Source organism: Thiorhodococcus mannitoliphagus (assembly GCF_010915725.1).
Classification (GTDB): domain Bacteria; phylum Pseudomonadota; class Gammaproteobacteria; order Chromatiales; family Chromatiaceae; genus Thiorhodococcus; species Thiorhodococcus mannitoliphagus.
On the sequence record NZ_JAAIJR010000029.1, the window covers coordinates 1 to 15,678 of the forward strand.

The window sequence follows — 15,678 nt, forward strand, 5'->3', positions numbered from 1 at the left end:
GCCATGATGCGTTTCCTGAGATGCATAAGTGGCTTGCACGCTATCCCAAGAAGCCACATCAATGCAAGGCCGCACTCGGCGGAGACGCCGCCGCGCTCGACGAGAGCACCTGGTCACAGGGTTGCAGCTCAGTCGAGTCGCTCATCATCGAGCAGCTGCTCGGCATGCCAGTCGATGCCTGGCTTAGAGAGGTCATCGACCACGACAGCCTGAGGCACTGGGCGGAAACCACCGCAACGGGCCCCGCGCGGCTACTGAGATCCGTCATCGAATCGGACGAGTCGGCACTCGGGAGCTGCGCAGTGGCTGCCTTGCCGGAGCTGGACAATGCTACCTTGGCCGCGTGCTTGATGGGGCCAGAGGCGGCAAGCTTCATCGCCCAGCCGCACTGGGGCGGCGAGCCCCACGAGACCAGTCCGCTCAGCCGCCGCGCGGGATCTGCGCTCATCCGCGCACTCAGGGCGTCACACGGCAATGGGCTGCTCACCCGCTTGAGCGCGCAGATCCTGGAGGTCGCGCAGCTGATGGTCGCGCTCAGACAGCCGGGGCCAGAGGACGCCGCACTCGCAAGCGACGCCGACGCGCCGATGCCCGGGGTCGGCATGGGGTTGGCGGAGGCGGCGCGCGGTCGCCTGGTACACCTCGCGCGACTCGAAAACGACCGCGTCCTGGATTACCGCATCTTGGCCCCCACGGAATGGAATTTTCACGCGCGCGGCCCCGTCGCCATGGGCCTGGCGGCAATGCCGGATTCCGAGGATGCCAGACTACGAAGGCGCGCCGAACTGCTGATCATGGCCATTGACCCCTGTGTCGCCTACGATCTCAGTCTCGTCTCCGACACGCCAAGGACTTGCGTCCCAGACTAATCGACGCGATACAAATAGCACCAAGACTTAAAGAGCAACAAGCGAGCGAGCGCACATCCTGAGCCCTATCCTTTGCGCCGCCCCCCGTCCGATGAATTCGCCGAGGTTTCACTATGTGTCTCGCCATTCCCGCCCGCATCATCGAGATCGACCCCGCCACCGACATCGCTCAGGTCTCGCTGGGCGGAGTACGCAAGGAGATCTCGCTCGCTTTGGTCAACGACGCCCAGGTGGGCGACTATGTCCTCATCCACGTCGGCTATGCGCTGAACAAGCTGAGCGAGGAAGAGGCCGAGCAGACATTGGCGCTGATTCGCGAGATGGGCCTGCTGGAAGCGACCGAGGAAGAGGGCGCCACGCCTGGGGGCCAAGCATGAAATACGTCGACGAGTTTCGTGATCAGAAGCTCGCGCGACAGCTTGCGGGCGCCATCGCCGCCGAGGCCAACCCCGGACGCCAGTACCGGCTGATGGAGTTCTGCGGCGGCCACACCCACGCGATCTTTCGCTATGGCGTGCAGCACCTGATGCCGCCGAATCTGCGCTTCATCCATGGCCCAGGCTGCCCGGTCTGCGTCCTGCCCATGGCCCGCATCGACCAAGCCATGGCCATGGCGCTGGAGCATGAGGTCAGGCTCTGCACCTATGGCGACCTCATGCGGGTCCCCGCGAGCGGCCGGCGCAGCCTGCTCAAAGCCAAGGCGGAGGGCGCCGACATCCGCATGGTTTATTCGACCCAAGATGTGCTGCGCATCGCCCGCGAATCGCCCGACCGCCAGGTGGTCTTCTTCGCCATCGGCTTCGAGACAACGACGCCACCCACGGCAGTTGCCATCAAGACCGCCCGGGCGGAGGGGATGACCAATCTCTCGTTCTTCTGCAATCACGTGCTGACACCCTCCGCGCTGCGCACCATCCTGGCCACGGCGGGCCCGGACGGCGTGCAGCTCGATGGCATCCTCGGGCCTTCTCACGTCAGCACCCTCATCGGCAGCAGGCCTTATGCCTTCGTACCGGAGGAGTTTCAGACGCCGGTCGTGATCGCGGGCTTCGAGCCACTCGACGTCATGCAGGCGACGCTGATGCTGGTGCGCCAGCTCAACGAGGAGCGCTGCGAGGTCGAGAATCAATACAGGCGAGCCGTGACGGAAGAGGGCAATCTCAAGGCTCAAGCCCTGATGGCAGAGGTCTTCAAGACCCGCGAGCAGTTCGAGTGGCGCGGCCTGGGCTTCCTGCCGCGCAGTGCGCTGGCGCTGGCGGACACCTATGCCGACCTCGACGCAGAGCAACGCTTCCCGGTGGATATTGGGGAACCCAAGGAGGTCAAGGGCTGCGAGTGCCCAGCCATCCTGCGCGGCGTCAAGCAGCCGACGGACTGCAAGCTCTTTGGAACCCTCTGCACACCGGAAAACCCCATGGGCTCCTGCATGGTCTCTTCAGAGGGAGCCTGCGCCGCCTATTGGAGCTATGGCCGCCACCGCGCCCCGGCACCGCAAGCCCAGGCCCTTTAGGCAAGCGGCAAGCGCTGGCACGGCATCGAGATTCGACGAGCGAGGCTTCGCCTCAGACCGACGCGTCATGCCATCGGGATCGCTATCGTCGGTTCGATACCGATTCCGATAGCGATAGCGATACCGATTCCGATACCGACGGTCTTGGATGATCGGACGCTTCGTCGAAATTTGACTCATCTGCAAGCATTTTGCGCCCTCAAGGATTCTAGGACGACCGCATGACCCAAAACCGACGCTTCCCCGTTCGACTCGATCTCAAGCAGGGCACGGTAGACATGAGCCATGGCTCTGGTGGGCGCGCCATGGCCCAGCTCATCACCGAACTCTTTCACAGGTATTTGGACAACGCCCTGCTCGCCCAAGGCAACGATCAAGCACTCTTCAGCCCACCGCCGGGACGCCTGGTCATGAGCACGGACGGGCACGTCATCTCGCCGCTGTTCTTCCCTGGCGGCAACATCGGCTCGCTTGCGGTACACGGCACACTCAATGATGTCGCCATGGCAGGCGCCAGACCGCTCTATCTGGCCGCGGCCTTCATCCTGGAAGAAGGCTTTCCGCTCGCGGACCTTGCGCGGATCGTGGAGAGCATGGCAGACACGGCCAATCAATGCGGGGTGCCCGTGGTCACCGGCGACACCAAGGTCGTCGAACGCGGCAAAGGCGACGGCGTCTTTATCACGACGACCGGGGTGGGCGTGGTTCCGGAGGGGATTCATATCTCGGGCGATCTGGCCCAGCCGGGCGATGCCGTCTTAGTCAGCGGACAGATCGGCGACCATGGTGTCGCCATCCTCTCCAAACGCGAGAATCTCGGGTTCGAGACGGAGATTCTGTCGGACTCGGCGGCCCTGCATGAACTGGTGGCAGACATGGTCGCGGCGGTGCCGGAGATCCACTGTCTGCGCGACCCGACACGCGGCGGAGTCGCGACCACGCTGAACGAACTCGCCCATCAATCCGGCGTCGGGATGCAGATCCGGGAGGAGGCTATCCCGGTCCGGCCCGAGGTCATGGCCGCCTGCGAGCTGCTCGGGCTAGATCCCTTGTACGTCGCCAATGAGGGAAAGCTCATCGCGATCTGTCCCGGGGACAGCGCCGAGCGCTTGCTGGCCGTGATGCGCGCACACCCCAAGGGCAAGGACGCAGCCATCATCGGCGAGGTCGTCGAAGATGGGCTCAACTTCATCCAGATGGAGACGCGCTTTGGCGGGAGCCGTGTCGTCGATTGGCTGGCGGGCGAGCAGCTGCCGCGCATCTGCTGATCAGACGCGGCCAGCCGAGCGAGATGCAACCCATTTGGCTGGGCGTATGGATCTTTCGACCACTTTTGTACTATCGTCTCGGCTCCCATGCATGACTAGAAACAAGATGAGGACCGTAAAATGACAAGAATGCTGGTTAATTCCGCGCTCGCGGCACTGCTGGGAACCTCCATGGGGATGGCGATGGCATCTGAGATGGCAACGCCGGATGAGGCCAAGGCGATGTCGCAAAAGGCCCAGGCCGCCGTCAATGAGATGGGCAGCGAGGAGGCCTTCGTCGCGTTCGCAGCCGACGATGGCGGCTTCAAGGAAAAAGACCTCTACGTCTTCTGCATGGACATGGATGGCGTCATGCTCTCCCATGCCATGAAGCCCGAGCTGGTCGGCAAGAATCTGCTCGCTTTCAACAAGTATGGCGACGAGCTGTTCGCAGAGATGATCGAGGTCGCCAAGGCGTCCGGTGAGGGCTGGGTCGACTACAAGTGGCCTTATCCCGGCAGCGATGAGATCCGCGAAAAGACGAGCTACGTCATCACCAACGACGAGGGCTTCTTCTGCGGCGTCGGCGCCTACAAGTAGAGATCCGCAACGCGATGATAGGCACCGCAACGCGGTGCCTATTTTCTCCCCGCCAGATCAGGCACGCCTTCTTCCGCGAAGCTGGATGGGCAAGCCAACCAGCCTGTCACCGACCTCCCAGCCACCTCAGCGAGGCGAGTGACCATCCTGCGGATGATCGGCCCGCTGCGAGCCCGCGCGAATACCTGTCAACCCTAGATCGAGCAGCCAGCTTGCAGGGCTCAACACCTATCGGTTTCCCGAAATCAACCGGAACAGCCGCTCCAAGCCTGCGTCGCCAGGCCATCCTGGCCTGGTTTGCCAGGGCTGGAAGCCCTGGCTACATAAGGCTGATAGGTGGTGAGGCTTCCAGGGTTAGGCGATTGCAAGAAGATCTCATAGCAGCTGGCGCCGGATCGCGGCCTGCCTTCAAGGAGCACCGGCGGGAGCATAGCCGTGCTATGGGGACCTCGGTGCGACACCGAAGGCGGGCCTCGAGACAAGTCAGCGGGGATGGGCTTTGACAGAAATCGACCTAAGAAAGTGTCCATCAATTGTTTCGCGATGCGAGCGATGCCGCCCGAAATCCCCCCTAGCCCCCCTTTGCGAAAGGGGGGAAGTTGTTGATGGACGATTTCTAAGACTCTTCGAGGGGCTCAGCGGTTTCTGGCGCCGAGCCCAACTCGGTTTCCGCCGCAGCGAGCTTCAAAATGCTTTGCTGGCCACGTTCATCCGTCAGCCGGAAGTAGTCGATCAACTGCCGCTCTTGCGCAGAGAGCGGATCCTTGTCATCGAGGCAGAGCAGATAGGTCGGCGTGACTGTGCCGAGCGCCATGGCTAACTCTTGCGCCTCTTCCAGGCCCATTCTGCGGATTCCCTGCTCGTAGTTGCTGATCCTGGATTTCGAGAGTGCGTTGGTTCGGGCTGAAAGATCAGCGAGGCTGAACTTTTGCTCTTGCCTGGCCGCGCGCAGGCGCTGACCGATGCGTTTGGTGAGATCCATAGTGGTGTCGTTGATAAGCCTATTCGTTGATTCGAAAAAGTCCTGTCGCATAGGCAATACGAAAGCGGGTCCCTGGCCGGGACCGCACACACATCCGTTATGCGGAAACTCACGTACCGCCGAGCCCTCCTGCGCGAGCCATCTCAGGGCTCGCGGGGGCTGGCTGTCCAGACATGCTCACCGGCCAAGCACTAGCCTAGGTAAGCATCTTCCCATTCGGCGTCGCCGACAGTCTGAGGTGGCGCCTCGACAACCCGATCCGCGAACACCCGATCGAGCGTCTTCATGAAGCACTTAGTTTGTGGGGAAAGAAACTTCCCGCGGCGCTGCACAATACCGTAACTGCGCTTGGGGAAATACTGCCCGATGGGGATGACACCCAGGTTCTCCTTCCCTGTAAGACAGACGTCGGTCACGATCGAGATGCCGAGGCCGAGTTCGACATACTTCTTGATCACTTCCCAGCCGCCGGCCTCCATGGTGACTCGGTAGCCGAGATTATGCTGCTTGAACACGAGGTCAACCAGGCGCCAGGTACTGAGGTGCCGCGGCGGCAGGATCAGCCCGTAAGGCGCGATGTCCTCCAGGGTCACCGACTTCTTGTCGGCCAGTGGATGCTCCTTCGGCGTGATCAAGGCTGGCTGATAGGTCACGAAGGGCCGGTAGGTGATGTCGTCCGGCACCTCCAACATGGAGCCGACCGCCAGATCGACCTCATCCGCCCGCAGCATGGCGAGACCGTCACGCCCTGTCACGTTATGCAGCTTGAGTTCGATGCCCGGATACTGCTCCACGAAAGCACTCACCGGATCAGGCAAGATGTAGAGAATCGTTGATTCGCCGGCTGCGATGTTCAGCACACCCTGATCAACCCGACCGCATTGCGTTGCAAAGGTATCGTGGAGCTTATCCATACCTTCCACAAGGGGTTCTGCCATTTGGAAGAGCAGGTCGCCCTCGGGCGTGAGCTTGATCTTCGGACCACGCCGCTCGAACAAGACCGTCCCGAACTCCCGCTCCAGCGCCTGAATCTGCAAGGAAACCGTGGGCTGACTGAGAAAGATCTTCTCCGCCGCCGCGCTCACACTGCCTGTCCTCGCGGCGTGGCAGAAGGCCCGCAGCTGCTTCAGACGATTTTGTTTATAGTGGATTTGGGATCCTGAGCCCACGGTCTTGTAGTCCTAAACACCATCAAGTTAGTCACTGACTACGCATAATAGTCATTGACGGAGACAATATCTCCCCCATCAAGACCACAGGCATCAAAATTCCGCACACTTTGCCAATCAGCTCACAGTCGTCAGTCGTCCATCTGACCAAGGACGTTCCGCGCCACACGTCGCTGATCGGCGTCCCCTTCCTCCAAGACTTCGTACAGCAATTGACGCGCCGCGAAATCGTTATCGAGGTCACGCAACTTGTTCGCGCGAATGATCTTGTCCTCGACTGGGTCGACCGCTGGAACAGCCTCTTGCGGCGGCACCGACCGCGCCTCCCTTGAGGCTTCCTCATCCATGAGGTCCAGCTCGGCCTCCATCTCCTCGTCGGTCATCGGCCGCCAAGCATCCGCAGCGACAACCTTGGAGGCGGGCGCGGGAGCACTGCCGGCCCTCGGCGAAGCGCTGCCCTGCCCCCCAGCAGACGCCGGCGCGGCGGCCCCCGTCTCGACATCCGCGCCTGAGCCGCGCTGACGCAGGAGCAGCTTGGAGAGCAGGATGCCAACTTCGAACAGCATCCACATGGGAAGCGCGAGCAGGGTCTGCGAGATGACGTCCGGCGGGGTCAGGAACATGCCCACGACGAAGACGCCGACGATGACGTAAGGACGCTTTCTGGCCAGCGCCGCAGGTGAAGTCGCCCCGACCAGGACCAGCAGAATGGTGGCGATCGGAATCTGAAAGGCCACGCCGAAGGCGAAGAACAGCGTCAGCACGAAGTCCAAATAGGCCGCGATATCCGTCATCATCTCGACGCCTTCCGGCGTCGTGGCGGTCAGGAAAGCGAACACCAGCGGGAAGACGACAAAGTAGGCGAAGGCCATCCCGAGGTAGAACAGGAGGATGCTCGACGCCAGCAGGGGCACGGCCAAGCGCTTTTCATGCTGATACAGCCCTGGCGCAACAAAGGCCCAGAGCTGATACAGCAGATAGGGCATCGCGATGAAGATCGCCGCAACCAGGGCGAGCTTGAAGGGTGTCAGAAAGGGCGAAGCCACTTGCGTGGCGATCATGGTGCTCCCCTCTGGCAACTGCGCCAGAAGCGGAGAGGCGATGTAGGTGTAGAGGCTGTTGGCAAAGGGAAAGAGCACCAACGCGATGACACCAACCGCAATCAGCATCCGAATCAGGCGATCACGCAGCTCGACTAGATGCGAGATGAAGGGCTGTTCGGCCCCAGGATCATCAGGTTGCATCGTAGAAGACATGCTCAGTGCCGCTCATCGTGGAAGATTCGGGAAAGTTTAGTCGTTCCGTCAGCACGCGCATCCAGGCGCGAAAGCCGCGGGTCATTGTCATGAAAGACGGATGGATGATCCTGTCAGTCGCGGGTCGCGGATAGGTTGCGCTTGCGAGCGAGATCGCGCCCCATTGGCCGACCCTGAAGAGCACCGCCATCCGGACGCCCACACCATTAGGTAATCATACCCTACTCACCACGCCATCAGTCGCGACAACAGCCAGATCGCGCCCCGAAGTAGGTGTCGACTCGCTATCGCTGGCCGCGATTCGCCTTCTCCTCAAGACCGGAGAGGCCGAAGCGCCGCTCGAGTTCGGCAAGCACCTGCGCCGGGCCAAGCCCTTGATGGGCGAGCAGCACGAGCGTGTGGAACCAGAGATCGGCCACTTCGTAAAGAATCTTGTCGGGGTCGCCGTCTTTGGCGGCCATCACGGTCTCGGTGGCCTCCTCGCCGATCTTCTTCAGGATCGCATCGAGACCCTTGCCGTAAAGTTTGGCCACATAGGAGCTGTCAGGGTCCGCGCGCTTGCGCGCTTCCAAGACCTCAGCGAGACGCTCGAGTGTATCGCTCATTTAGACGCCTCCCGGCTCAGACCTTGTTGTAGATGGCGTCTGGATGCTTGAGGACAGGGGCAATCTCGCGCCAACGGCCCTCAGCATCCAGCTCGCGGTAGAAGCAATTGTGGCGCCCCGTGTGGCAAGCGATACCCCCCTTCTGCTCGACCTCCAGAAGCACCACATCGGCGTCACAGTCGAGACGCAGCGCCCGCACCAGCTGCTGGTGCCCGGACGCTTCACCCTTGTGCCAGAGCTTCCCGCGCGAACGAGACCAATAGACCGCGTGGCCTGTCTCGCGGGTCAGCCGCAGGGCATCGCGATTCATCCAGGCCATCATGAGGATGATGCCCGTGTCTTTCTCTTGGGCGATGGCGGGCACCAGCCCATCGGCATCCCATTTGATGGCATCGAGCCAGGCGTCGCTCATGTCGGACACTCGTGTCGAATCAGTGAAGCCAACGCAAGCTCAAGAGGCCGCGCTCAGGCTGTCGGCGAGCTGCTGACCAGCGGCGAAGTCCAGGGTGCCCTCGTAGATGGCGCGCCCCGTGATCGCACCGGAGATACCGCAAGCGGCGACCTCGGCCAGCGCGCGAACATCCGCAATGCTGGTGATGCCCCCCGAGGCGACGACCGGGGTGGCGATGGCCGACGCGAGCGCCTTGGTCGCCTCGATGTTCGGCCCGCTCAGCATGCCGTCGCGCCCGATGTCGGTGTAGACGATCGCGGAGACACCGTCACCCTCGAAGCGCCTTGCCAGCTCATCGACGCGATGCGGCGTAATCTCCGCCCAGCCATTGATGGCCACCTGGCCGTCCTTTGCGTCGAGTCCAACGATAATGTGCCCGGGGAAGGCCTTGCAGGCACGACCGACAAGCTCAGGATCCTTGACCGCCTGGGTGCCGATGATGCAGAAGCTCACGCCGGCCTCGAGGTAGGCCTCGATGGTCGCCTCATCCCGAATACCGCCGCCGACCTGGATCGGCAGGTCCGGATAGGCCGCCGCAATACCGCGAATGGCATCGCCGTTCACCGGCTCACCGGCAAAGGCCCCGTTGAGGTCGACCAGATGGAGGCGACGCGCCCCCGCGCGCACCCAACGCCCCGCCATCTCGACCGGGTCGTCGGAGAAGACGGTCTCGTCGTCCATGCGCCCCTGACGCAACCGCACGCAACATCCGTCTTTCAGATCGATCGCAGGAATCAATAGCACCTGTCAGTACTCTCTTGGGTCATCAATGGATGGACAAGGCACAAAGCCGACTCAAAGGGCGCCCTTGGTGGAGGGCGTGATGCCCGACATGCGCTGGTCCGGCTCGACCGCCATGCGGAGGGCCCGCCCGAACGCCTTGAAAATGGTCTCTGCCTGATGGTGGGCGTTGGTGCCACGCAGATTGTCGATGTGGAGCGTCATGGCCGCGTGATTGACCAGGCCCTGGAAGAATTCCTGAAAGAGATCGACGTCGAAGGTGCCGATCGCCGCGCGACTGTAGTCGACCCCGTAAACCAGACCAGGACGTCCCGAGAGATCCACGACCACCCGCGACAATGCCTCATCGAGCGGAACATAGGCATGGCCGTAGCGGCGAATCCCCCGCTTGTCACCAAGGGCCTTGCTCAACGCCTGCCCCAAGGTGATGCCGATGTCTTCGACCGTATGGTGTGCGTCGATGTGCAGATCGCCCTGCGCCTGGACCTCCAGGTCGATCAAGCCATGACGCGCCACCTGGTCGAGCATGTGCTCCAGGAAGGGAACGCCCGTTTGGAAGCTGGAGCGCCCAACACCATCCAGGTCGAGCGCGATGCGGATCTGAGTCTCGAGCGTATTGCGCTCGACCTCGACCCGGCGGCGGGGGATCTCGAGAGCCATCTAGTTATCGCTTGCTGCCCTAAACCCTCAATTAAACCACAGCCGCAGCCGCATTCATAAGGGCGAGAAGCGAAAGGGTGCGGCCATCAGTGCGGCGCGCCGGCCAGCGACGCCAGGTTGGGCCGACGTTAGGGGGCCAAGATGCACCCTCTCGTTGGGTGTAGCTTCCAAAAGGCTTGCGTCGCGAACTTCTAAGAAAGTGACCATCAACAACTTCCCCCCTTTCGCAAAGGGGGGCCAGGGGGGATTTCGGACGGGATCGCTCACATCGGGAACCAATTGATAAACGCTTTCTAAGTGTGGTGGAGAAGGTCGGAATCGCCCCATTGGCTGGCCGAAGCCCAGAGGAAAAACCAGACACCCCATTCTTCCCAGACCCCGCTCTTCCCAGTTGGTGTAAGGTCATCATTAAGAGATACTGATCACCCTAATGCCCCTGGCTACATCCCCTGACCACCGCATATCGGGAGCCCTTTAACATGACGGCCCGGCCTTTCTTGTTTCTCTTACTCGCCACCCTGCTCGCTAGTCACACACTTGCCGCTGACAGCGGCCCCCGTGCCTATGCACGCGGCGGTTTCGATGCGGCAACCGGTGTCTACACGGTGGTCAGCGGCGATGTGCTCGGCGCCATCGCCGCCCGCTTCGGCATGTCGCTGGCGGCGATCGATCAGCAGAATGACTTGTCAACGACCCAGATCCAGGTGGGCCAGAAGCTGGTAGTCGCTCCGCCTAGCCTCGAGGGTACGGCAGACGACAATCCGCCAGACGACAATCCGACGGTCCAATCGACACAGGAATCGGCGCCGGCGCCGGCAGCCGCTTCACCGGACCTCCCTGCTGACCCTTGGCCCCGCAAGGTCCAGGCAGTCGGTCGTACCCTGTTGGTCTATCAGCCGCAGGTCGAGAGCTGGCAGGACAACCAGTTGGCACTGCGCATGGCGGTTGCAGTCGAGTCCGCCAGTGGTGGGCAAAACGCATTCGGCGTCATCCAAGCCGAAGCGCGCACGCAGGTAGACAAGGAGCAGCGGATGGTGGTGCTGCAAGACCTCGTCATCACGAAGGCGGACTTCCCGACTCTCCCCGAACTTGCGAACACCCTGGCCACCGATGTGGACAAGAAATTTAGCAGTCAGCTGCGCATCATCCCGCTGGATCGGCTTGAGACCTCCTTGGGCATCGCCAAGGCCGATCCCGGTGGTGCGGTCGCCGTTCAGAATCCGGTCCCGCGTGTGATCGTCAGCGAGCGACCCGCGATTCTGGTGCCGATCCAGGGGAGCCCGGTCGTGAAGCCGACGGCGGATTCTGATGCCCCTTCCGACCCCCCGATTCAGCGGGTCATCAATACCCGGGCGGTGATTCTGACCACCGGCGAAAACCAACCCTATTATCTCCATCTGCTCGACGGCTGGGTGACCGCCCCCACCCTCGCGGGGCCTTGGGTGAATGCCGATAGCACCCCGGCGGGGATCGACGCCGTTGCCAGCCAACTCGCCGCGCGCGGAGCCGCGGACCTGCTCAACGGCAATCCCAGCACACCCACGGTCGCCCTGCTGGCGGCCGGCATCCCGGACGTCTATGTGAGCCAGACGCCGACCGAGCTGATCGTCTTCCAGGGGCAGCCGGATCTGGTGCCGATCGATGGCACCGCGCTGTTGCACGCCAAGAACACCAGCGCCGATGTCTTCGTCGATACCGACAACAACAATTACTACGCCTTGATGGCCGGGCGCTGGTATCGCGCCCCCGAACTCGAGGGGCCCTGGGCCTTTGTTGCTAGCACAGACTTGCCTGCGGATTTCAAGCAGATCCCGCCGCAGAGCCCGGCTGGGGTGGTGCTTTCCACGGTCGCCGGCACGCCCCAGGCGCGCGAGGCGGTCATCGCCAATACGATTCCGCAGACCGCCACCATCCCCCGCAAGGGCGACGACGGCCCGGTGTTCACGGCCAAGTTCGATGGTCCGCCCACCATCGGTCTGCTCACGGGAACCGATCTGGAATACGCCGTCAACAGCGAGACGCCGATCATCCGGGTCGACGGCGAGATGTTCTATGCACTGCAGGACGGCGTCTGGTTTCAGTCGCCCTCATTCGATGGCCCCTGGGCGCTCTCCACCGCGGTGCCCGACGCCATCTACGCGATACCGCCCAGTTCGCCGCTGCATTACGTCACCTATGTGCGCATCTACGACAGCACCCCTGAGGTGATCTACGAGGGCTATACGCCGGGCTATCTCGGGACTCTCCAGTCCGACGATGGCGTCGTCGTCTATGGCACCGGCTATGACTACCAACCCTGGATCGGGGATGCCTGGTATGCCGCCCCGGAGACCTTCGGCCTGGCTGCGCAGCCGGTGTACAACCCCGCCGTCGGCTATGCCTTCGGCTTCGGTCTCGGGCTTACCACGGCCGCGATGGCGGAGCCCTATTGGGGCGGCGCTTATTATCGGCCCTATGACATGGGCTACGGCTGCTGCGGCCTGACCAGCGCCAACGTCTACCGGCAGTGGGGGAATACCGTCATGGCGGGCACGCGCACCTGGTACGACCGCGCGGACGGTACCCTAGGTACGGCAGCCAGAGGCGATTACAGCAACTTACGGACCGGCACCAGCGGACGCTATGTCGCCGGTCGCAGCGATAACCCCTACACCGGCGTCGCCCAACGGGGCTACGGAAGAACCTTCGATACCGCAGGCGGTGTCGAGGGTGCCGTGGCTCGCGGCGAGCGTTACAACCCGGCGACGGGCGTCAGATCCTATGGCTCCAGCATGGCCGCAAGCGGTCCCGACGGCGGCTCCATCTCGCGTGATACCGAGCGCGCCAGCGGCCCGCTCGGCGGCACTGCCGCGGCACACCAGACCACTGTCAGCAACCCGCGCACTGGCGAGACACGGACCCTCGACACCGCCCGAGTCGGCAACAATCTCTATGCCGGTTCGGACGGCAACGTCTACCGCAACACCAGCGATGGTTGGCAGCAGCACAACGGCGACGGCTGGCAGGATTCCAGTGATGCGGGTTGGGCCGATCGCGAGCAACAAGCGCGCTCCCTTGGTGACGACCGCCTGAACAGCGGGTTCGGTTCCGACGGCAGATTCGACGGCGGCGGTCTCGGTGAGGGTAATTTGGGCAGCCGGTTCGGCGGCGCAGGTCTGGGCGGTGGCGCAGGTCTGGGCGGTGGCGACTTCGGCGGTCGCTTCGGAGATGGTGGTCTTGCGGGGAATCGCTTCGGTGGCGGCGGCTTTGGAGGTCGCTTCCATGGCCGACGTTGATTTGTGCAGCGGGTCTGAATTTGCGAGGCGGCATTCAGGCCAGCCTGTCGGGATACCACCGCGTGGGGCGACCTGAGGCACCTCGACGAGCCGGATGTGTCGGTATCGGTCTGCATCAGCGACTGCGAGACCGAGGCGTCGATCTGCAACAAGGACTGCTGAGGCTATGGCAAGGTCACTGGCTTTGGCGACCGGGAAACGGACCCTGAGAAGCTGTCTGGAAACTCAAGGGGCGACTTCAGTCGCCCCACAGATGCCCGTCCGGGCCTCTACGATGATTTCCAGACAGAGCCTCTAAGGGGTCGCGAAGGGCGCGGCCAGGAAACCGCACCCTTGAGTGGAAACGCGGCCTGAATGCCAGGCGGGCATTCAGGCCGCGTTTGCTTTTCGGCTCAGGGCTGAACCAAGAGGACTTCGACGCGGCGGTTGCGGCTTTGGCCCTCCGGTGTCGCGTTGTCGGCGACTGGATGCGCCTCGCCGAGCCCCTGGGCCTGGATGCGCTCCGCATCAATGCCGAAGTCGACGAAGACGTCACGCACGGCACGCGCGCGCTGCTCGGAGAGCGCCAAGTTCATCTCGGCGTCGCCGGAACTATCGGTGTAACCGCGCAGCACCACCTCGATCCCAGGCTGATCCTTGAGGAGCTTGGCGATTCCAGCCAAGGCGGCAGGTGCTTGCGAATCCAGCTCGGCCTTGCCTGGACGAAACCGCAGCTGGGACTCGGCCAGTGTCACGCGCGCCCCATCCGGCGTCGCCTCGGCACCCAAGGCCGCGAGCGCCCCTTCGAGAGAGGCATCGGGCTGCGTCTCAGGGTCTGGGGCAGTCCCTGCTGCTGGAGCCGCCTGCTGATCAGCCAATGCTCGCAGCTCGCCAGCCAGACGGTCGCGCTCGACCTCCAGCATGGCCACCTGATCGACCTTCAAAGCCTCCAGCGATTGCTCCAGCGCCATGATGCGGGCTTGGGCGCTCGACAGCTCAGCGGTCAGGCTCCGGGTCCGATTGTCAAGGGTAGAAATCTGCTCGCTGCTGGAGGCGAGGAGCTGGGCGAGGTCCGCTTCTGGCTGGGCCGACGCCACCGGCTCACCCCTGGCCTCAGCCAGCTGCGTGCCCCTGCCTCCTGGGGAGCGCGCGCCGTCCGTCGCATAGACGAGTCCGAGCCCGGCCGCAAACATGGTCGCGAGGTAGGCGACCGCCATGACCGCACGCGAGCGCGGTGCTGCATCGCTTGGGGTCTTGGTCTCTTTCGGTTCTTGTGACATCTCTGCAGCTCCTCGCGCCTCAATGATCGGGAAGACAAATGTTGTGCTTGCGCACGGCCAGTCCTGTCGCCGTGAGCAGGAGCAGCACGATACCGGTCAGCATGGTGAGCATGCCCACGCCCAGATAGCCGTAAAAGGCCGTGCCCGTGCGCTCGAACATCACCATGCTGGCGATGCTGAAGGCGGCCAACGGGAATGAATAGGCCCACCAGGAGAGGAAGAACTTCAGCTTCAAGAAGCGCCCCGCTTGCGTGAAGAGAAGCAGCGTCAAGAATAAGGCGCTGAAGTAGAGCACGCGCGCCAAGGTATCCAGCTCACCCATGAGGCGCATATAGGCGATGAAGCCCACCGCCGGAGGTGCGATGAGAATGAACAAGGTCGGCATCAGCCGCGCTTCGATCGGATGATGGAAGAGCACGCGGTAGAAGATGATCGTCATCAAAATGAGCCAGAAGAGCATGCCCACGCTGAAGAAGAACCAGGAGATCTCGGGAAAGCCGAGGGGCACGCCGGCAACCGGCACCAGGACATTGCCGACTGCGGGAATGAACCAGGCCGGGTTCATGTGGTGGATCTGAAAATGTTCGTGATGGATCCACACGCTGACGACATAGAGCGTGAAGGCCAGGTGCAGCGCAGCACCAGACATCCAAAGCACACGACTGACCTGAGGCATCAGCCCAAGGAAGGCGATGGCCAGCAGCAGGAGACTGATGGAAATGGTCGGGAAGAAATTGAGCTTGACGGGATGGTGGATCTCCTTGATCACGAACTCGCGATAAAAGAGCAGTTTGGTGCCGTAGAGGATGGCGAGCACCAAGAAGAGCATGGTGGTTACTCCGACCAGCCAGGGGCTGATGCCAAGGTCGAGCCCCAAGATGGCCTGAGCCTTTTCCCAGCCGATGGTCAGACCCGACATCCCCATCACCATGGCAAAGAATGAGATGGGAAAGAAGGCGACGCGCGCCGGCGATTGCGTTGGTGTTGTCATTCGAACTCCGATAGACACGGAAACGAGGATCCAGGTGCTCAGTCGTCATCGACCTGAGGAGCG

16 protein-coding genes are annotated in these 15,678 nt (G+C 62.7%); 6 read left to right on the top strand and 10 right to left on the bottom strand.

What is annotated here, in order from left to right; all coding sequences use genetic code 11:
- From G3480_RS09055 to G3480_RS09075, 5 genes are all read left to right on the top strand, one after another.
- Nucleotides 1-869: nickel-dependent hydrogenase large subunit (locus G3480_RS09055; protein WP_206171616.1), on the top strand; the 869-nt coding region annotated here is incomplete at its 5' end.
- Nucleotides 870-982: 113 nt separating this feature from the next.
- Nucleotides 983-1,246 carry a HypC/HybG/HupF family hydrogenase formation chaperone gene (locus G3480_RS09060; RefSeq protein WP_164653554.1) on the top strand — a complete coding sequence of 88 codons (264 nt, stop codon included), beginning with the start codon at nucleotides 983-985 and terminating at the stop codon, nucleotides 1,244-1,246.
- Nucleotides 1,243-2,379: a hydrogenase formation protein HypD gene (hypD, locus tag G3480_RS09065; protein WP_164653555.1), complete on the top strand. Its 1,137-nt coding sequence runs from the start codon at nucleotides 1,243-1,245 to the stop codon at nucleotides 2,377-2,379. Before G3480_RS09060 ends, hypD begins: the two co-directional genes overlap by 4 nt.
- Before the next feature lie 221 nt (nucleotides 2,380-2,600).
- The gene (gene hypE / locus G3480_RS09070) at nucleotides 2,601-3,647 is read left to right on the top strand and encodes a hydrogenase expression/formation protein HypE (protein ID WP_164653556.1); all 1,047 of its coding nucleotides are present in this window, start codon (nucleotides 2,601-2,603) and stop codon (nucleotides 3,645-3,647) included.
- 120 nt (nucleotides 3,648-3,767) lie between these two features.
- Nucleotides 3,768-4,226: a cache domain-containing protein gene (locus G3480_RS09075; protein ID WP_164653557.1), complete on the top strand. Its 459-nt coding sequence runs from the start codon at nucleotides 3,768-3,770 to the stop codon at nucleotides 4,224-4,226.
- 616 nt (nucleotides 4,227-4,842) lie between these two features.
- Here the strand turns inward: G3480_RS09075 and G3480_RS09080 are convergent.
- The 8 genes from G3480_RS09080 to hisB form a co-directional block, all read right to left on the bottom strand.
- A complete protein-coding gene (locus G3480_RS09080; protein WP_164653558.1) occupies nucleotides 4,843-5,208 on the bottom strand; it encodes a helix-turn-helix domain-containing protein in 366 nt (121 codons plus the stop codon).
- A 191-nt stretch (nucleotides 5,209-5,399) separates the two neighbouring features.
- Complete coding sequence (locus tag G3480_RS09085; protein WP_164653559.1) at nucleotides 5,400-6,377, bottom strand: LysR substrate-binding domain-containing protein; 978 nt, start codon at nucleotides 6,375-6,377, stop codon at nucleotides 5,400-5,402.
- Between the two features lie 131 nt (nucleotides 6,378-6,508).
- On the bottom strand, nucleotides 6,509-7,633 hold the full coding sequence (gene tatC / locus G3480_RS09090) for a twin-arginine translocase subunit TatC (protein WP_206171618.1): 1,125 nt from the start codon (nucleotides 7,631-7,633) through the stop codon (nucleotides 6,509-6,511).
- Complete coding sequence (locus G3480_RS09095) at nucleotides 7,611-7,823, bottom strand: hypothetical protein (protein ID WP_164653561.1); 213 nt, start codon at nucleotides 7,821-7,823, stop codon at nucleotides 7,611-7,613. Before G3480_RS09095 ends, tatC begins: the two co-directional genes overlap by 23 nt.
- A 94-nt stretch (nucleotides 7,824-7,917) precedes the next feature.
- Entirely contained in the window at nucleotides 7,918-8,238 is a 321-nt protein-coding gene (locus tag G3480_RS09100; protein WP_164653562.1) for a phosphoribosyl-ATP diphosphatase, read from the bottom strand.
- A gap of 16 nt (nucleotides 8,239-8,254) precedes the next feature.
- Entirely contained in the window at nucleotides 8,255-8,650 is a 396-nt protein-coding gene (hisI, locus tag G3480_RS09105; protein ID WP_164653563.1) for a phosphoribosyl-AMP cyclohydrolase, read from the bottom strand.
- A gap of 39 nt (nucleotides 8,651-8,689) precedes the next feature.
- Nucleotides 8,690-9,433 (bottom strand): 1-(5-phosphoribosyl)-5-[(5-phosphoribosylamino)methylideneamino]imidazole-4-carboxamide isomerase, encoded by a 744-nt coding sequence (hisA, locus tag G3480_RS09110; RefSeq protein ID WP_164653564.1) that lies wholly within the window; start codon nucleotides 9,431-9,433, stop codon nucleotides 8,690-8,692.
- A 51-nt stretch (nucleotides 9,434-9,484) separates the two neighbouring features.
- Nucleotides 9,485-10,090, bottom strand: coding sequence for an imidazoleglycerol-phosphate dehydratase HisB (gene hisB, locus G3480_RS09115; protein ID WP_164653565.1), 606 nt, complete (start codon nucleotides 10,088-10,090; stop codon nucleotides 9,485-9,487).
- 479 nt (nucleotides 10,091-10,569) lie between these two features.
- Between hisB and G3480_RS27845 the strand changes: the two genes are divergently transcribed.
- Entirely contained in the window at nucleotides 10,570-13,365 is a 2,796-nt protein-coding gene (locus tag G3480_RS27845; RefSeq protein WP_164653566.1) for a LysM peptidoglycan-binding domain-containing protein, read from the top strand.
- Between the two features lie 392 nt (nucleotides 13,366-13,757).
- Here G3480_RS27845 and G3480_RS09125 read toward each other — a convergent pair whose 3' ends face one another.
- Nucleotides 13,758-14,624 carry an OmpA family protein gene (locus G3480_RS09125; RefSeq protein ID WP_164653567.1) on the bottom strand — a complete coding sequence of 289 codons (867 nt, stop codon included), beginning with the start codon at nucleotides 14,622-14,624 and terminating at the stop codon, nucleotides 13,758-13,760.
- A gap of 19 nt (nucleotides 14,625-14,643) precedes the next feature.
- Nucleotides 14,644-15,615, bottom strand: coding sequence for an SLAC1 anion channel family protein (locus tag G3480_RS09130; RefSeq protein WP_164653568.1), 972 nt, complete (start codon nucleotides 15,613-15,615; stop codon nucleotides 14,644-14,646).
- Between the last annotated feature and the right edge of the window lie 63 nt (nucleotides 15,616-15,678).